Below are 15,389 nucleotides of genomic sequence, written 5' to 3'. Positions count from 1 at the left end.
GCCGCTGCCCCCGCAGCGGCAGCGGCGCCTGCCCCGGCATCGGCGGCGGCCGCGGCCGGGCCGATCGACATCAAGGTGCCGGACATCGGCGACTTCAAGGACGTCGCGGTGATCGAGGTGCTGGTGAAGCCCGGCGACACGATCAAGGCCGAGCAGTCGCTGATCACGGTCGAGTCGGACAAGGCGTCGATGGAGATCCCTTCCTCCGCGGCCGGTGTGCTCAAGGAACTCAAGGTCAAGGTTGGCGACACGGTCAACATCGGCGACCTGATTGCGGTGATCGAAGGCAGCGTCGGTGCGGCTGCGGCGCCCCCCGCTGCGGCCTCGGCACCGGCGGCCCCGGCACAAGCCGCCTCGGCGCCGGCATCGGCAAGTGCCTCGGCGCCGTCCGCGCCGGCTGCGGCAGCCCCTGCCCATGATCCGACCGTCGCCCCCAGCGGCAAGATGCCGCACGCTTCGCCCTCGGTGCGCAAGTTCGCGCGCGAACTCGGCGTGCCGCTCGAGGAAGTCAAGGGCAGCGGCCCCAAGGGGCGCATCACCCAGGAAGACGTCCAGAGCTTCACGCGGGCGGTGATGAGCGGTGCGGTCAGTACCAAGGCCTCGGGCGCCAAGGCGGCGCCGGCGGGCGGAGGCGAAGCGCTCGGCCTGTTGCCGTGGCCGAAGGTCGACTTCACCAAGTTCGGCACCGTGGAGCGCAAGGACCTGTCGCGCATCAAGAAGATCAGCGGCGCCAACCTGCACCGCAACTGGGTGATGATCCCGCACGTCACGAACAACGACGAGGCCGACATCACCGAACTCGAGGCCTTCCGTGTCGCGACCAACAAGGAGAACGAGAAGTCGGGCGTCAAGGTGACGATGCTGGCCTTCGTGATCAAGGCGATGGTCTCGGCGCTGAAGAAGTTCCCGGATTTCAACACCAGCCTGGACGGCGACCAGCTGGTCTACAAGCAGTACTACAACATCGGCTTCGCGGCGGACACGCCGAACGGCCTGGTGGTGCCGGTGCTGAAAGATGCCGACAAGAAGGGCGTGCTGCAGATCAGCCAGGAAATGGGCGAGCTCGCCAAGAAGGCGCGCGACGGCAAGCTCGGCTCGGCCGACATGCAGGGCGGCTGCATCTCGATCAGCTCGCTCGGCGGTATCGGCGGGACGCATTTCACGCCGATCATCAATGCGCCCGAAGTCGCGATCCTGGGGCTGTCGAAGGGTGCGATGAAGCCGGTGTGGGACGGCAAGCAGTTCGTGCCGCGCCTGACGCTGCCGCTGTCGCTGTCCTACGACCACCGCGTGATCGATGGTGCCTCGGCGGCGCGGTTCAACGCCTACCTGGGCCAGGTGCTCGCCGACTTCCGCCGCGTTCTTCTATGAACACCCCCGAGGCGCCTGCGGCGCTCCCCCCTCAAGGGGGCCGCTCGCTTGGGGCGGCCCGGCGCGGGCTTCTATGACCACGGTGGTGGCCGTCCGCAAAGGCGGCCAGGTCGTGATGGCGGCAGATTCGCTCGTGACCTTCGGCGATACACGCCTGTCGCATCGCGCCGAGGCCAATCGCAAGCTGTTCATGGTCAACGACGCCGCCGGCCAGAGCATCTTTGCGGTGGCCGGCGCGGCGGCGCATTTTCTGGTGCTGCAGCACGCCTTGGCGGCGCAGCCCACGGAGGCGCTGCGCTTCGGCAGCAAGGACGAGATCTTTCACACCTTCAGGTTGCTGCATCCGGTGCTGAAGGATTCCTTCTTCCTGCAGACCAAGGAAGACGAGCACGAGCCCTACGAGTCGAGCCAGTTCACGATGCTGCTGGCCAACGCGAGCGGCATCTTCGGCATCTACAGCTACCGCGAGGTGTTCGAGTTCAAGCAGTTCTGGAGCATCGGCTCGGGACGCAGCTTTGCGCTCGGCGCCATGCACGCGGTCTACGACAAGGCGCGCTCGGCGCGCGATGTGGCCGAGGCCGGCGTGGCCGCGGCCTGCGAATTCGATCGCAATTCGGCCGAACCGGTCGACGTTCTCACACTCAAACTCAAGGTGTCCAAATGAGCGAACTACAAGTCAAGGTGCCCGACATCGGCGATTTCGATGAAGTTGCGGTGATCGAGGTGCTGGTCAAGGCCGGCGACACGGTGAAGGCCGAGCAGTCGCTGATCACCGTGGAGTCGGACAAGGCCTCGATGGAAATACCGTCCTCCCATGCGGGGGTGGTCAAGTCGGTGGCCGTGAAGGTCGGCGACAAGGTCAAGGAGGGCTCGGTGGTGCTGACGCTGGACGCGGTCGAGGGCGCCGCCGCTGCGCCGGCACCCGCACCGGCGGCGCCCGCTGCCGCGCCGGCATCGGCACCGAAGCAGGCCGCCGCGCCGGCGACGCCGGCACCGGCCGCCGCATCGAGCTACACCGGCGCGGTCGATTTCGACTGCGACCTGCTGGTGCTCGGTGCCGGCCCCGGCGGCTATTCGGCCGCCTTCCGCGCCGCGGATCTCGGCCTCAAGGTGATCCTGGTCGAGCGCTACGCGACGCTGGGCGGCGTCTGCCTGAACGTCGGCTGCATCCCGTCGAAGGCGCTGCTGCACGTGGCCGCGGTGATCGACGAGGTCAAGCACTTCGCCGATCTCGGCGTCAGCTATGGCGCGCCGACCATCGACCGCAGCAAGCTGCTCGGCCGCAAGAACAAGGTGGTCGCCAAGCTCACCGGCGGCCTGGCCGCGATGGCCAAGATGCGCAAGGTGACCACGGTGCGCGGCGTCGGCGAGTTCATCGACGCCTACCACGTGAAGGTGCAGGAGGTCACGGGCGACGGCCGCCAGACCACCGACAAGTCGCAGACGGTCAAGTTCCGCCATTGCGTCATCGCTGCGGGCTCGCAGGCCGTGCACCTGCCGTTCATGCCGAAGGATCCGCGGGTGGTCGACTCCACCGGTGCGCTCGAACTCGGCATCGATCCCAAGCGCATGCTGATCCTCGGCGGCGGCATCATCGGGCTCGAGATGGGTTCGGTCTACTCGACGCTGGGCGCACGGCTCGACGTGGTCGAGATGCTCGACGGCCTGATGCAGGGCGCCGACCGCGACCTCGTCAAGGTCTGGCAGAAGCTCAACGCGCCGCGCTTCGACAACATCATGCTCAAGACCAAGACGGTGGGGGCCGAGGCCACCAAGGACGGCATCCGCGTCACCTTCGAAGGCGAGCAGGCACCGAAGGAACCGCAACTCTACGACCTGGTGCTGCAGGCCGTCGGCCGCAGCCCCAACGGCAAGAAGATCGGTGCCGAGAAGGCCGGCGTCAACGTCAGCGACCGCGGCTTCATCCCGGTCGACATCCAGATGCGCACCAACGTGCCCCACATCTTCGCGGTCGGCGACATCGTCGGCCAGCCGATGCTGGAGCACAAGGCGGTGCACGAGGCGCACGTGGCGGCCGAGGTGATCGCCGGCGAGCAGAAGGGCGACAAGGAATTGTCCAGCTCGGCCTTCAATGCCCGCGTGATCCCCAGCGTGGCCTACACCGACCCCGAAGTCGCCTGGGTCGGCCTCACGGAGGACCAGGCCAAGGCCGAGGGCGTGAAGATCGAGAAGGGCCTGTTCCCATGGACGGCTTCGGGCCGGGCGATCGCCAATGGCCGCGACGAGGGCTTCACCAAGCTGCTGTTCGATGCCGAAACACACCGTATCGTGGGCGGCGGCATCGTCGGCACGCATGCCGGCGACATGATCGGCGAGATCGCGTTGGCGATCGAGATGGGGGCCGACGCCTACGACATCGGCAAGACCATCCATCCGCATCCGACGCTGGGCGAAAGCATCGGCTTGGCGGCGGAGGCGGTGCACGGCCACTGCACGGACCTGCCGCCGGTCAAACGATGACCCCCGGGTTGGCTCACTTCGTGTAGCCGCCCACCCCCTTCCAGGGGGCAATACCGGCGGACCGGCAAAGCCGGATCCGCGGTATTTCTGGAAGGGCCGACCCAAGAAAAATCCCGCCTGGCGCGGGATTTTTTTCGTGCGGCTCGTGGGGGCTATTCGCCCGAGGTCCTGCCCTCGTCCTGCGCTGCCGCGACCCGGCGCGCGCCGCTGAAGCGGCGCTGCCAGTAGCTGCCGCTCATGTCCTCGACGCGGACCTGCGCGCCCGGCTTCGGCGAATGGATGAACTTGCCTTCGCCGACATAGATGCCGACATGGCTGAAGGCGCGGCGCATGGTGTTGAAGAACACCAGATCGCCGGGCTTGAGTTCGCTGCGGTCGATCTTCTGGGTGGCGGCAGCCTGCTCTTCGGCGCGGCGCGGCAGCAGGTGGCCCACGGTCTGGTTGTACATCGCGCGGACGAAGCCGCTGCAGTCGAAGCCGGTCTCGACGGTGTTGCCCCCGCGGCGGTAGGGAACGCCCAGGAAGCCGATGGCCGTGACCACAAGATCGGAGGTGCGGGCGGCAACAGTCTGGCGAACCTGCTGGAACTGGCCCAACAGGCCTTTGTCGACGGCCAGCGCCTCGGCGTGGTGGTCGTCGGTCCGGTCCAGCTGCGGCGCTGCGTGAGCGGCAAAGGCGAGCAGCAGACTGGCGGAGAGGAGTAATAGTCGCATGGCGCGTAGGATATGGACGACACTCAGGGGTGTCAATTTCATGCGGATTCGGGATTTTGCATGTAAACGATTGTCGGGAAAAGAGTTTTTTCGATTTCTCACATCCCCAAATGTAAAAGTCACCGTTATGGGTGATAAGTGTTTGGTTCGATGTAATGCAAAAGATTTGCAATTCGGGTTGAAATGGCGCCGGTCCAGAATTCGCCGTTTCGAAGGAAAGCATGAAAGCGCTGCTGCACCGGATCGTCTGCAGGTGGTCGTCCCGTCTCCTGATCGGGGCCGTTGCGGCGATGGGCGTCGCGCACGCCGCGCCGCGGCCGGAGGTCGTCGCGTCGGGCCTCGAGAACCCCTGGGGCCTGGCTTTTCTTCCTGACGGGCGCTTCCTGGTGACCGAGAGGCCCGGGCGCCTTCGGGTCATCGGTGCCGACGGCAAGCCGGGTGCGCCGGTGTCCGGCTTGCCGCCGATCGCGGCGGGCGGGCAGGGCGGGCTGCTGGATGTGCAGGTCGATTCGGCCTTTGCCCGGAACCGCACGCTGTACTTCTGCTTTTCCGAGCCCGACGCGGGCGGTGCGGCCAACGGTACGGCGCTGGCGCGGGGCCGGCTGTCCGCCGATGGCAACCGGCTCGAGGATGTCCGCGTCATCTTCAGCCAGAAACCCAAGGTGGCGAGCCGGAACCACTTCGGTTGCCGCATCGTCGAGGCCAAGGACGGCACGCTGTTCCTCACGCTGGGCGATCGCTTCAGCCGCAAGGAGGACGCCCAGAAGCTCGACAACCACCTGGGCAAGATCGTGCGCATCGGCAAGGACGGTTCCGTGCCTGCCGACAATCCCTTTGTCGGCCGGGCGGACGCGCTGCCGGAGATCTGGAGCTACGGCCACCGCAACGGCCAGGGTGCCGCGCTGGCGCCCGACGGAACGCTGTGGATGCACGAGCACGGGCCGCAAGGCGGCGACGAGATCAACATCCCGCAGGCCGGCCGCAACTACGGATGGCCGGTGATCACCTACGGCGAGAACTATGGCGGCGGCAGGATCGGCGACGGCATCACGCAGAAGGAGGGCATGGAGCAGCCGCTGCACTACTGGGTGCCGTCGATCGCGCCCTCGGGCATGGTCTTCCTGACCAGCGATCGCTACGGTGCCGGCTGGAAGGGAAACCTCTTCATCGGATCGCTGAAGTTCGGCTACCTCGACCGGATCGAACTCAAGGACGGCAAGGTCACGGCCGAGCACAAGCTGCTCGAAGGCGGCCGGGCGCGCATCCGCGACGTCAGGCAGGGACCCGACGGCCTGCTCTATGTGCTGACCGACGAATCCAACGGCAAGCTGATCCGGCTGTTGCCGGACTGAGGGCCCTTCGTCGCGCTGGCGGCCCGGTGCCAGCCCGACAGGTTCGGCGACGGCCGACAGTCTGTTCGGTGGTACGGTCTAGGGGCTTCCAACGTATTTCCCCGAAAGAGTTTCCCCATGCTGCTCGATGCATCGCAATCCCAACTGGTTCTGGTCGACTACCAGGCGCGTCTGATGCCCGCCATCTTCGAGGCCGAGGCCGTCGCCAGGAACGCGGTCCGTCTCGGCGAGATCGCCCGGTTGGTGGAGGTCCCGGTCTGGGGCACCGAGCAGAACCCGTCGAAGCTCGGCGAGAACCTGCCCGACATCCGCGCCCTGTGCCAGCGCACGCTGGCCAAGATGCATTTCAGCGGCGCCGAGGAGGGCCTCGGCGAGTGGCTGCGGGCGCCTGCGAAGGCCCCGCAGGGCAACGCGCGCAGCCTGCCCAAGCACCTGCAGAAGCCGGCCGCGGCCGAGGAGCGCAACACGATCGTGATCGCTGGCTGCGAGGCCCATGTGTGCCTGCTGCAGACCGCACTCGACCTGCTGGAGGACGAATTCGAAGTCTGGGTGGTGACCGACGCCTGCAGTTCGCGCACCGAGCGCAACCGCGACGCGGCCTTCGACCGCCTGGCCGGTGCGGGCGCCGAGCTCGTGACCACGGAGATGGTCGGATTCGAGTGGCTGCGGACGGCCGAGCATCCCCGCTTCAGGGATCTGCAGGCCTTGATCCGCTAGCGATCAGGGCGGAGTTCGGCGCCGCGGACGCCGGAGATAGGCCTCGCGCACGACCAGGGCCATGGTCTCGATCGGCGTGAACACGAGCGAGGCGGCGCCGAGGACGGCGCAGCCGAAGTCTGCGAAATGGAAGACGATCGGCGCGCCGTCTTGCCCCAGGAAGCGGCTGATGACGATCGTGTGGAACAGGAAGAGCAGGAAATTGGCTGCGGTCATCGCATTCAGCAGCCGGCTGCGGAACACGGCGCAGCAGATCACGGCCTGCACCGTGGAAGCGGCCAGCAGCGACATGCCCATCGGATAGCCCGCGGCGTGGCCCTGCCATCCGAGCGCGGCCAGCAGCAGCGTCATCGCGGCGAGCAGCGCCGACTTGCGGCGCACGCAGACGATGGCGGCCACAGGCGGCGTCATCCGTGCCGTGCCGCCGCCGTTGCGCCGAGGGTGTGGAGGTCAGAGTTCATGGGTTCCGTTGCCAAACGCCGTGGCGTCAGTCTGGGCCCGACGGGCGCGGATGTGTATCCGCCATTGGTCGGGTCGGAGCGTCGAAGGTGATACGGCGTTTGACGTCGCCAACTGCCTGTGGCCGGTCAGTGGGGGACCTGCAGGTCCACGTCGCGACCTTCGGCCTGTGCGATCAGGCGCGCCGTGGCATTCGCGGCCATCTCGAGCCGCCTCACGTCGCGCGGGTCCAGATGGGGGCAGGGCTCGAAGCTGAACCCGCACAGCATGCCGTACAGCGTGCCATCCGAGAGGCGCACCGGAACGCCGACGTGGCCGCCGAGCGCTTCGTAGTAGCTGGCCAGACCGTAGTCCGATCGCACGCTGGCGACGTCGTGCACGATCGACGGCATCCGGCCGTCGACGATGCGTTGGCAGATGGTTTCGTCCAGAGGGTGGAACTCGCCCGGCTTGATGACCGCATCATCGGCTTTCGAGGAGATGTGGCGGAACACGCGATTGCCGGCGACGAACTCGCCGACGAAGACGACCTCGAGATTGAGTTGCTCGCGCACCACGCGCAGCAGGCTGGCAATCGCGCCTTCGATCAGGCCGTTGTCGCGCACGCCGGCATTCGCCGTCACGGTGGCGATGTGCGTCGCACAATCATCCGCCGCTTCGGGCCCGGTCTCGAGAATCGTTTTCATAGATAAGCAATTTTGCCGGCAGACTCGCATTTAGGGGCCGGATTCCCGAGCGTGGATCGGTCCTGTGCGCACAAAGTCGGGCCTCGGTCGTTTTTCCGCATCGGCAGGCGGTCGATAGTTCTAACTGCAAGCGGCCCCCTCGCCAAAAAGCCAGGTGCGTTCATTTGTCTTGAAGGCGGCGATAGGCGCTGAAATGTCGGATGGCCCGTTGCTTGTCTCCCAGATGGTCGTGCAACCTGGCGGCATTGAAGTGCGCGTCACCGATGCCGGGCTCCAAGACCAGGCAGCGGTCGTAGCTCAGAAGTGCCTCTTGATAGCGGCCGAGGTCCTCCAACGCCACCGCGCGATTGAAATGCAGCAGGGCCACATCGGGGCAACGCGCCAGGGCGGCGTCGTAGAGCGCCACGGCCTCGTCATCGCGGCCGGATTCGCACAGCATCGCGCCGAGGTTCAGATAGCCGTCGGCATGGTCCGGCGAGGCGTCGAGCAGCTTGCGGTAGGTGCGCTCGGCCGCAGCCTGATCGCTGGCCTCGAGCGCTTCGGCTTGCGCGAACAGGGCGTCGGCCGATGTCAGCACGAGCGCCGGGTCTTCGGCCGGCCCGCGCTCCACGAAGGCGACCGAGCCGGCTGTCGGCGCGACCTCGAAATCCATCAGCAACTGGCCCGATTCCGCTTCCCAGCGGCTGCCGCGTTCGTGCACCGCGACCGTGCTGCCGACGGCCGTGATCCGCAATCCGCTCAGGGGCAGCTCGGCCGGCAGCGTGGCTTTCAGCCGCTGCAGAGCCCGCACGATCCTGCGCGTCGGGATGTCGGCCAACTGCAGCTTGTGGGCGGTGCGCAGCAGCACGACGTCGCGAAACGAAAAGCGATACTCGTTCCTAGGCCCCCGCGACGGGTTGACGAAGCCGTTGGCGATCAGCCGCGACACCGCGCTGCGCGACAGGCCCAGCATTTCCTGGATGCCGCGCAGCGTGTGCGGCGGCGTCTCCGGCGGCGGCGCGCTCACTTCCTTGATCGCGCACGCGCCGGGGTCGCGACCTCGGTCGTCGGCGCGCTGGCCCGCTTCACGCCCTTGCGTTCCTTCGAGGCCAGCGGCGTGGCGGCTTCCGCCGGCGCGGGCGCCGGTCGCCGGCTGCCGCCGCGAGCCAGGCTGGCACGCAGCATCTCGGTGAGATCGATGATCTGGCCGCCCGAGTCCGGCTCGCGTTCTTCTGCCGCGACCACCTGCTTGCCGGCGATCTTGGCGTCGATGGCGGCCAGGATGCGCTGCTTTTCCTCGTCGACGTACTGCGTCGGGTCGTAGCTGTCCTGGGCGATCTGGTCGATGAGCTGGAGGGCCAGCTTCACTTCCGCTTCCGACGGCTTGACCTCCTCGATCTCGAGCTCCTTGAGCGAGCGCACCTCGTCGGCATAGAGCAGCTGCTGCAGCACCAGACCATCCTCCGCCGCCCGCACCTGGACCACGTACTGCTTGCCCTTCCAGGCCCATTTCGCGAGCGCGCAGCGGCCGCTCTTGCGCATCGCCGCACGCAGCAGCGAATAGGATTTCGCGCCGCGCTTGTCGGGGGTGAGGAAGTAGGCCTTGTCGTAGTAGAGCGGGTCGACCGCCTTCTCGGGGATGAAGCTCACGATGTCGATCGCGTGGCTCGCGCTTTCTTCCACCGCCTTGAGCTCTTCGGCGGTGAAGAGCACGTAGCGGTCTTTCTCGAACTCGTAGCCCTTGATCATCTCGGAGCGCGGCACGACGACCCTCGGGTCCTTCTCGGACACGTACTGCTGCTTCACGCGCGAGCCGTCCTTGGCCAGCAGGTTGAACCTGACCGTTCCACTGCTTTCGGTGGCGGAATAGAGCTTGACCGGTATGGAGACCAAGCCGAAACCCAGGGACAAGGATGCGATCGACCGAGCTGCCATGCCTACCTCCAGGTGCGGGGTGACGGGCACCCGCGGGGGGCTCAGGATGCCACTTTCCGGGGGCTTGGAACAGAGGGGCGGGGAGGGGCGTGGTGCGAGCGCGGGGCTCGCCGTGGGCGCATTGCGCTTGTTTGACCGGCGTCAACGGTGCCGCGGACTCCCGGGAAGCCGATGTCAGCCTCCCGCAAGCTGTCTCCATAATTATGAATTCAGTTTCGGCCTTCGGTGCCGGGAATCATCAATGGAGACAAGCCGCATGACCCGTTACGCAGAGTTCTATCGCCAATCCATCGAAGCACCGGAGGCCTTCTGGGCCGAGCAATCAGGGCTGATCGACTGGCACACGCCGCCGCAGCAGATCTTCGATGCCAGCCGGCCGCCGTTTGCACACTGGTTCGTCGGCGGCACCACCAACCTCTGCCACAACGCGGTCGACCGCCACCTGGCGGCCCGGGGCGACCAGCCGGCGCTGATCTTCGTCTCGACCGAAACCGGTGTCGAGAAAAGCTACAGCTTCAAGGAACTCCATGCCGAGGTGCAGCGGACCGCCGCCAGCCTGCTCGAACTCGGCGTGGGGAAGGGCGACCGGGTGCTGATCTACATGCCCATGATCCCCGAGGCCGCCTTCGCGATGCTGGCCTGCGCCCGCATCGGCGCGGTCCACTGCGTGGTCTTCGGCGGCTTCGCCAGCGGTTCCCTGGCCTCCCGCATCGAGGATGCGACGCCCAGGGTGATCGTCAGCGCCGACGCCGGCTCGCGCGGCGGCAAGGTGCTGGCATACAAGCCGCTGCTCGACGAGGCGATCCGGCTGTCTGCCCACAAGCCCGAGGCGGTGCTGCTGGTCGACCGCGGCCTGGCGCCCATGGTCCTGACCGAAGGTCGCGACCACCTCGCGAGCGAGCTGATGGAGAAGCACCGCGATGCCCAGGTGCCGTGCACCTGGCTGGAGTCGACCGAGATCAGCTACACCATCTACACCAGCGGCACCACGGGCAAGCCCAAGGGCGTGCAGCGCGACACCGGCGGCTATGCGGTGGCGCTGGCCGCCAGCATGAAGCACATCTTCGACGGCCGCGCCGGCGAGACCTATTTCTCGACCAGCGACATCGGCTGGGTGGTCGGCCACAGCTACATCGTCTACGGCCCGCTGATCGCGGGCATGGCGACCCTCATGTACGAAGGCCTGCCGACGCAGGGCATCGATCAGAAGCCCGACGGCGGCATCTGGTGGCGCCTGGTCGAGAAGTACAAGGTGACCGTGATGTTCAGTGCCCCGACCGCGGTGCGCGTCCTCAAGAAGCAGGATCCGGCGCTGCTGAAGAAATACGACCTGTCCAGCCTGCGCGCGCTGTTCCTGGCCGGCGAGCCGCTCGACGAGCCGACCGCGCGCTGGATCAGCGAGGGGCTGGGCGTGCCGATCATCGACAACTACTGGCAGACCGAGTCGGGCTGGCCGATCCTCACCGTCGCCAACGGCGTCGAGCGCACGCCGAGCAAGTTCGGCAGCCCCGGCATCCCGATGTACGGCTACAAGGTGAAGATCCTGCACGAATCGACCGGCGAAGAGCTCACCGGCGCCAACCAGAAGGGCGTGGTGGCGATCGAGGGTCCGACCCCGCCGGGCTTCATGCAGACGATCTGGAAGGGCGACGAGCGCTTCGTCGACACCTACTGGAAGAGCGTGCCGGGCAAGCTGGTGTATTCCACCTTCGACTGGGGCATCCGCGACGAGGACGGCTATTTCTACATCCTCGGGCGCACCGACGACGTGATCAACGTCGCCGGCCACCGGCTGGGCACGCGCGAGATCGAGGAAAGTGTCTCGGGCCACGCGAAGGTGGCCGAGGTTGCGGTGGTCGGCGTCGCCGATGCCCTCAAGGGCCAGGTCGCGATGGCTTTCGTGGTGCCCAGGGACGGCGCGGCGCTCTCCGACGCCCAGGCGGCCCTCCAGCTCGAAGGAGAAATCATGAAGCAGGTGGCCGACCAGCTCGGCGCGCTGGCTCGCCCCGCGCGGGTACGCTTCGTGAGCGCCTTGCCCAAGACCCGCAGCGGCAAGCTGCTGCGCCGGGCGATCCAGGCCGTCTGCGAACAGCGCGACCCCGGCGACCTGACCACCATCGACGACCCGTCCACGCTCCAGCAGATCAAGCAAATGCTGTAGGGCTTTGCCCTCTCCCGGCCGGCGAAGCCCGGCCCCTTGGTGAAACACCGCGGAACCGGCTCTGCCGGGCCGCTGGTGTTGCCCCAGCAGGGGGGTGGGCGGCTACACGAAGTGAGCCAACCTGGGGGGTATCCACATCAGTGGCACAATGCGGCAGTACTCAGGCCCTTCCCCAGCCACAGTCGCATCCGCCAATCGGTTCAGCCGTGTCGCGGAAGGTTTCTTAAACCAGCTAGTGCTTCCTTCAGGGAAGCGAAGGTCAGCGGAATATGAGCGATTCCTCGTCGACGGCTTCGTCCGTCTACAGCGCCTACCAAGGCAACACCTATCTCTTCGGCGGCAATGCGCCCTATGTCGAAGAGATGTACGAAAACTACCTCTCCAATCCCGGCAGCGTGCCCGACAACTGGCGTGCGTACTTCGACGCGCTCCAGAACGTGCCCGCCACCGACGGCAGCAACGCCAAGGACGTGCCCCACCTGCCGGTGGTCAACGCCTTCGCCGAGCGCGCCAAGCAGGGCACCACCAAGGTGGTGGTGGCCAGCGGCGCCGACTCCGAGCTCGGCCGCAAGCGCACCGCGGTCCAGCAACTGATCGCCGCCTACCGCAACGTCGGCGCCCGCTGGGCCGACCTCGACCCGCTCAAGCGCGCCGAGCGCCCGGCGATCCCGGAGCTCGAGCCCTCGTTCTACGGCTTCGCCGACGCCGACCTCGAGACCGTGTTCAACACCAGCAACACCTTCTTCGGCAAGGAGACGATGTCGCTGCGCGACCTGCTCAACGCGCTGCGCGAGACCTACTGCGGCACCATCGGCGTCGAGTACATGTACATGACCGACCAGGGCCAGAAGCGCTGGTGGCAGCAGAAGCTGGAAAGCGCGCGCACCAATCCGCAGCTCACGGCCGACCAGAAGAAGCGCGTGCTCGAGCGGCTGACCGCCGCCGAAGGCCTCGAGCGCTTCCTGCATACCAAGTACGTCGGCCAGAAGCGCTTCTCGCTCGAAGGCGGCGAGAGCTTCATCGTCTCGATGGACGAGCTGATCAACCAGGCCGGCATCAAGGGCGTGCAGGAAATCGTCATCGGCATGGCGCACCGCGGCCGCCTCAACGTGCTGGTCAACTCGCTCGGCAAGCTGCCGGCCGACCTGTTCGCGGAGTTCGACCATACGGCTCCCGAAGACCTGCCCAGCGGCGACGTCAAGTACCACCAGGGCTTCAGCTCCGACGTGACGACGACCGGCGGCCCGGTGCACCTGAGCCTGGCCTTCAACCCCTCGCACCTCGAGATCGTGAACCCGGTGGTCGAAGGCTCGGTGCGCGCCCGCATGGACCGCCGCGCCGACCCGCTCGGCAAGCAGGTGCTGCCCGTGATCGTGCACGGCGACGCGGCCTTCGCCGGCCAGGGCGTCGTGATGGAAACGCTGGCGCTGGCCGAAACGCGCGGCTACTCCACCGGCGGCACGGTGCACATCGTGATCAACAACCAGATCGGCTTCACCACCAGCGACCCGCGCGACAGCCGCTCGACGCTGTACTGCACCGACATCGTCAAGATGATCGAGGCGCCGGTGCTGCACGTGAACGGCGACGACCCCGAAGCCGTGGTGCTGGCGACGCAACTCGCCCTCGAATTCCGCATGGAATTCCAGAAGGACGTGGTGGTCGACATCGTCTGCTTCCGCAAGCTGGGCCACAACGAGCAGGACACGCCGGCGCTCACGCAGCCGCTGATGTACAAGAAGATCGCGCAGCATCCCGGCACGCGCAAGCTCTACGCCGACAAGCTGGCGGCCCAAGGCCTGGGCGCCACGCTCGGCGACGATCTGGTCAAGGCCCAGCGCGCGGCCTTCGACGCCGGCAAGAACACCTCCGACCCGGTGCTGACCAACTTCAAGAGCAAGTACGCGGTCGACTGGAGCCCCTTCCTCAACAAGAAGTGGACCGACGCCGGCGACACCGCGATCCCGACCGCCGAATGGAAGCGGCTGGCCGAGCGCATCACCAAGGCGCCTGAAGGCTTCACGGTGCATCCGCTGGTCAAGAAGGTGCTGGACGATCGCGCAGCGATGGGTCGCGGCGACGTCAACATCGACTGGGGCATGGGCGAGCACATGGCTTTCGCCTCGCTGGTGGCCAGCGGCTATCCGGTCCGCCTGTCGGGCGAGGACAGCGGTCGCGGCACCTTCACGCACCGCCACGCCGTGCTGCACGACCAGAACCGCGAGAAGTTCGACGAAGGCACCTATGTGCCGTTGCAGAACGTGGCCGACAACCAGGCGCCGTTCGTCGTCATCGACTCGATCCTGTCCGAAGAAGCGGTGCTCGCGTTCGAATACGGCTACGCCTCGAACGACCCGAACACGCTGGTGATCTGGGAGGCGCAGTTCGGCGACTTCGTGAACGGCGCGCAGGTCGTGATCGACCAGTTCATCGCCTCCGGCGAGGTCAAGTGGGGCCGCGTCAACGGCATCACGCTGATGCTGCCGCACGGCTATGAAGGCCAGGGCCCGGAGCACAGCTCGGCACGCCTCGAGCGCTTCATGCAGCTTGCGGCCGACACCAACATGCAGGTGGTGCAGCCGACGACGGCGAGCCAGATCTTCCACGTGCTGCGCCGACAGATGGTGCGCAACCTGCGCAAGCCGCTGATCATCATGACGCCGAAGTCGCTGCTGCGGAACAAGGATGCGACCTCGCCGCTGTCCGAGTTCACCAAGGGCAGTTTCCAGACCGTCATCCCCGACAGCAAGGACCTGAAGGCCGAGAAGGTCAAGCGCGTCATCGCCTGCTCGGGCAAGGTCTATTACGACCTGGCCAAGAAGCGCGAGGAAAAGGACATCGACGACGTGGCGATCATCCGCGTCGAGCAGCTCTATCCTTTCCCGCACAAGGCCTTCGGCGCCGAGCTGAAGAAGTACCCCAATCTCGTGGACGTGGTGTGGTCGCAGGACGAGCCGCAGAACCAGGGCGCCTGGTTCTTCGTGCAGCACTACATCCACGAGAACATGCAGGACGGCCAGAAGCTCGGCTACTCCGGCCGTGCCGCCTCGGCATCGCCCGCGGTCGGCTACTCGCACCTGCACCAGGAACAGCAGAAGGCGCTGGTCGACGGCGCGTTCGGCAAGCTCAAAGGCTTCGTGCTGACCAAGTAAGAAAAGGAGCGCCGAGGGCGCTCTGACCCCATTCCAAAGAAACACGAAGCGAGCACATAGAAATGTCCATCGTAGAAGTCAAGGTTCCCCAGTTGTCCGAGTCCGTGGCCGAAGCCACCATGCTGCAGTGGAAGAAGAAGGCCGGCGACGCCGTCGCCATCGATGAAATCCTGATCGAGATCGAGACCGACAAGGTCGTGCTGGAAGTGCCGGCGCCCGCCGCCGGCGTGTTGGCCGAGATCGTCCAGGCCGACGGCGCCACCGTCGTCGCCGAGCAGCTGATCGCGAAGATCGATACCGAAGGCAAGGCCGGCGCTGCCGTGCCCGCAGCGGCACCTGCCGCCGCGCCGGCGGCAGCGCCCGCGGCAGCTGCGGCCGCGGCC

At 66.7% G+C, this 15,389-nt stretch carries 13 protein-coding genes; 8 read left to right on the top strand and 5 right to left on the bottom strand.

Going from position 1 to position 15,389, the window contains the following annotated elements; genetic code table 11:
• The 3 genes from aceF to lpdA all read left to right on the top strand — a co-directional run.
• The coding region (gene aceF / locus AB4Z46_RS34405) for a dihydrolipoyllysine-residue acetyltransferase (RefSeq protein WP_442288038.1) at nt 1–1,371 on the top strand (1,371 nt) is incomplete at its 5' end.
• Nucleotides 1,372–1,444: 73 nt separating this feature from the next.
• Nucleotides 1,445–2,035 (top strand): MFS transporter, encoded by a 591-nt coding sequence (locus tag AB4Z46_RS34400; RefSeq protein WP_442288037.1) that lies wholly within the window; start codon nt 1,445–1,447, stop codon nt 2,033–2,035.
• Nucleotides 2,032–3,852 carry a dihydrolipoyl dehydrogenase gene (lpdA, locus tag AB4Z46_RS34395; RefSeq protein ID WP_442288036.1) on the top strand — a complete coding sequence of 607 codons (1,821 nt, stop codon included), beginning with the start codon at nt 2,032–2,034 and terminating at the stop codon, nt 3,850–3,852. The genes AB4Z46_RS34400 and lpdA overlap by 4 nt, the downstream gene beginning before the upstream one ends.
• A 152-nt stretch (nt 3,853–4,004) precedes the next feature.
• Here lpdA and AB4Z46_RS34390 read toward each other — a convergent pair whose 3' ends face one another.
• Nucleotides 4,005–4,565, bottom strand: a complete 561-nt coding sequence (locus AB4Z46_RS34390) for a C40 family peptidase (RefSeq protein ID WP_442288035.1) — start codon at nt 4,563–4,565, stop codon at nt 4,005–4,007.
• Nucleotides 4,566–4,855: 290 nt separating this feature from the next.
• On the opposite strand from AB4Z46_RS34390, the gene AB4Z46_RS34385 reads away from it, so the two are divergent.
• Entirely contained in the window at nt 4,856–5,917 is a 1,062-nt protein-coding gene (locus AB4Z46_RS34385) for a PQQ-dependent sugar dehydrogenase (RefSeq protein ID WP_442288039.1), read from the top strand.
• Between the two features lie 117 nt (nt 5,918–6,034).
• Entirely contained in the window at nt 6,035–6,634 is a 600-nt protein-coding gene (locus AB4Z46_RS34380; protein WP_442288034.1) for an isochorismatase family protein, read from the top strand.
• A gap of 3 nt (nt 6,635–6,637) precedes the next feature.
• On the opposite strand, the gene AB4Z46_RS34375 is transcribed toward AB4Z46_RS34380, so the two are convergent.
• From AB4Z46_RS34375 to ku, 4 genes are all read right to left on the bottom strand, one after another.
• Complete coding sequence (locus tag AB4Z46_RS34375; RefSeq protein ID WP_442288033.1) at nt 6,638–7,045, bottom strand: hypothetical protein; 408 nt, start codon at nt 7,043–7,045, stop codon at nt 6,638–6,640.
• 176 nt (nt 7,046–7,221) lie between these two features.
• Nucleotides 7,222–7,779, bottom strand: coding sequence for a GAF domain-containing protein (locus tag AB4Z46_RS34370; RefSeq protein ID WP_442288032.1), 558 nt, complete (start codon nt 7,777–7,779; stop codon nt 7,222–7,224).
• 160 nt (nt 7,780–7,939) lie between these two features.
• Nucleotides 7,940–8,785 (bottom strand): tetratricopeptide repeat protein, encoded by an 846-nt coding sequence (locus tag AB4Z46_RS34365; protein WP_442288031.1) that lies wholly within the window; start codon nt 8,783–8,785, stop codon nt 7,940–7,942.
• Nucleotides 8,782–9,693: a non-homologous end joining protein Ku gene (ku, locus tag AB4Z46_RS34360; protein ID WP_442288030.1), complete on the bottom strand. Its 912-nt coding sequence runs from the start codon at nt 9,691–9,693 to the stop codon at nt 8,782–8,784. Before ku ends, AB4Z46_RS34365 begins: the two co-directional genes overlap by 4 nt.
• Before the next feature lie 256 nt (nt 9,694–9,949).
• Between ku and AB4Z46_RS34355 the strand changes: the two genes are divergently transcribed.
• The 3 genes from AB4Z46_RS34355 to AB4Z46_RS34345 all read left to right on the top strand — a co-directional run.
• Nucleotides 9,950–11,854: a propionate--CoA ligase gene (locus tag AB4Z46_RS34355; protein WP_442288029.1), complete on the top strand. Its 1,905-nt coding sequence runs from the start codon at nt 9,950–9,952 to the stop codon at nt 11,852–11,854.
• Between the two features lie 269 nt (nt 11,855–12,123).
• A complete protein-coding gene (locus AB4Z46_RS34350) occupies nt 12,124–15,006 on the top strand; it encodes a 2-oxoglutarate dehydrogenase E1 component (protein ID WP_442288028.1) in 2,883 nt (960 codons plus the stop codon).
• A 62-nt stretch (nt 15,007–15,068) separates the two neighbouring features.
• On the top strand, nt 15,069–15,389 hold a 321-nt coding region (locus AB4Z46_RS34345; RefSeq protein WP_442288027.1), incomplete at its 3' end, for a biotin/lipoyl-containing protein.

The sequence above is a fragment of the Variovorax sp. M-6 genome, assembly GCF_052114385.1.
Classification (GTDB): Bacteria; Pseudomonadota; Gammaproteobacteria; order Burkholderiales; family Burkholderiaceae_C; genus Variovorax.
This window is presented reverse-complemented; position numbering and strand designations above follow the sequence as displayed.

Excerpts from the sequence above, each read along its gene's own strand:
- AB4Z46_RS34400 (WP_442288037.1), top strand. The coding sequence starts at position 1,445 with ATGACCACGGTGGTGGCCGTCCGCAAAGGCGGCCAGGTCGTGATGGCG.
- lpdA (WP_442288036.1), top strand. The coding sequence starts at position 2,032 with ATGAGCGAACTACAAGTCAAGGTGCCCGACATCGGCGATTTCGATGAA.
- AB4Z46_RS34390 (WP_442288035.1), bottom strand. The coding sequence starts at position 4,565 with ATGCGACTATTACTCCTCTCCGCCAGTCTGCTGCTCGCCTTTGCCGCT.
- AB4Z46_RS34385 (WP_442288039.1), top strand. The coding sequence starts at position 4,856 with ATGGGCGTCGCGCACGCCGCGCCGCGGCCGGAGGTCGTCGCGTCGGGC.
- AB4Z46_RS34380 (WP_442288034.1), top strand. The coding sequence starts at position 6,035 with ATGCTGCTCGATGCATCGCAATCCCAACTGGTTCTGGTCGACTACCAG.
- AB4Z46_RS34375 (WP_442288033.1), bottom strand. The coding sequence starts at position 7,045 with ATGACGCCGCCTGTGGCCGCCATCGTCTGCGTGCGCCGCAAGTCGGCG.
- AB4Z46_RS34370 (WP_442288032.1), bottom strand. The coding sequence starts at position 7,779 with ATGAAAACGATTCTCGAGACCGGGCCCGAAGCGGCGGATGATTGTGCG.
- ku (WP_442288030.1), bottom strand. The coding sequence starts at position 9,693 with ATGGCAGCTCGGTCGATCGCATCCTTGTCCCTGGGTTTCGGCTTGGTC.
- AB4Z46_RS34355 (WP_442288029.1), top strand. The coding sequence starts at position 9,950 with ATGACCCGTTACGCAGAGTTCTATCGCCAATCCATCGAAGCACCGGAG.
- AB4Z46_RS34350 (WP_442288028.1), top strand. The coding sequence starts at position 12,124 with ATGAGCGATTCCTCGTCGACGGCTTCGTCCGTCTACAGCGCCTACCAA.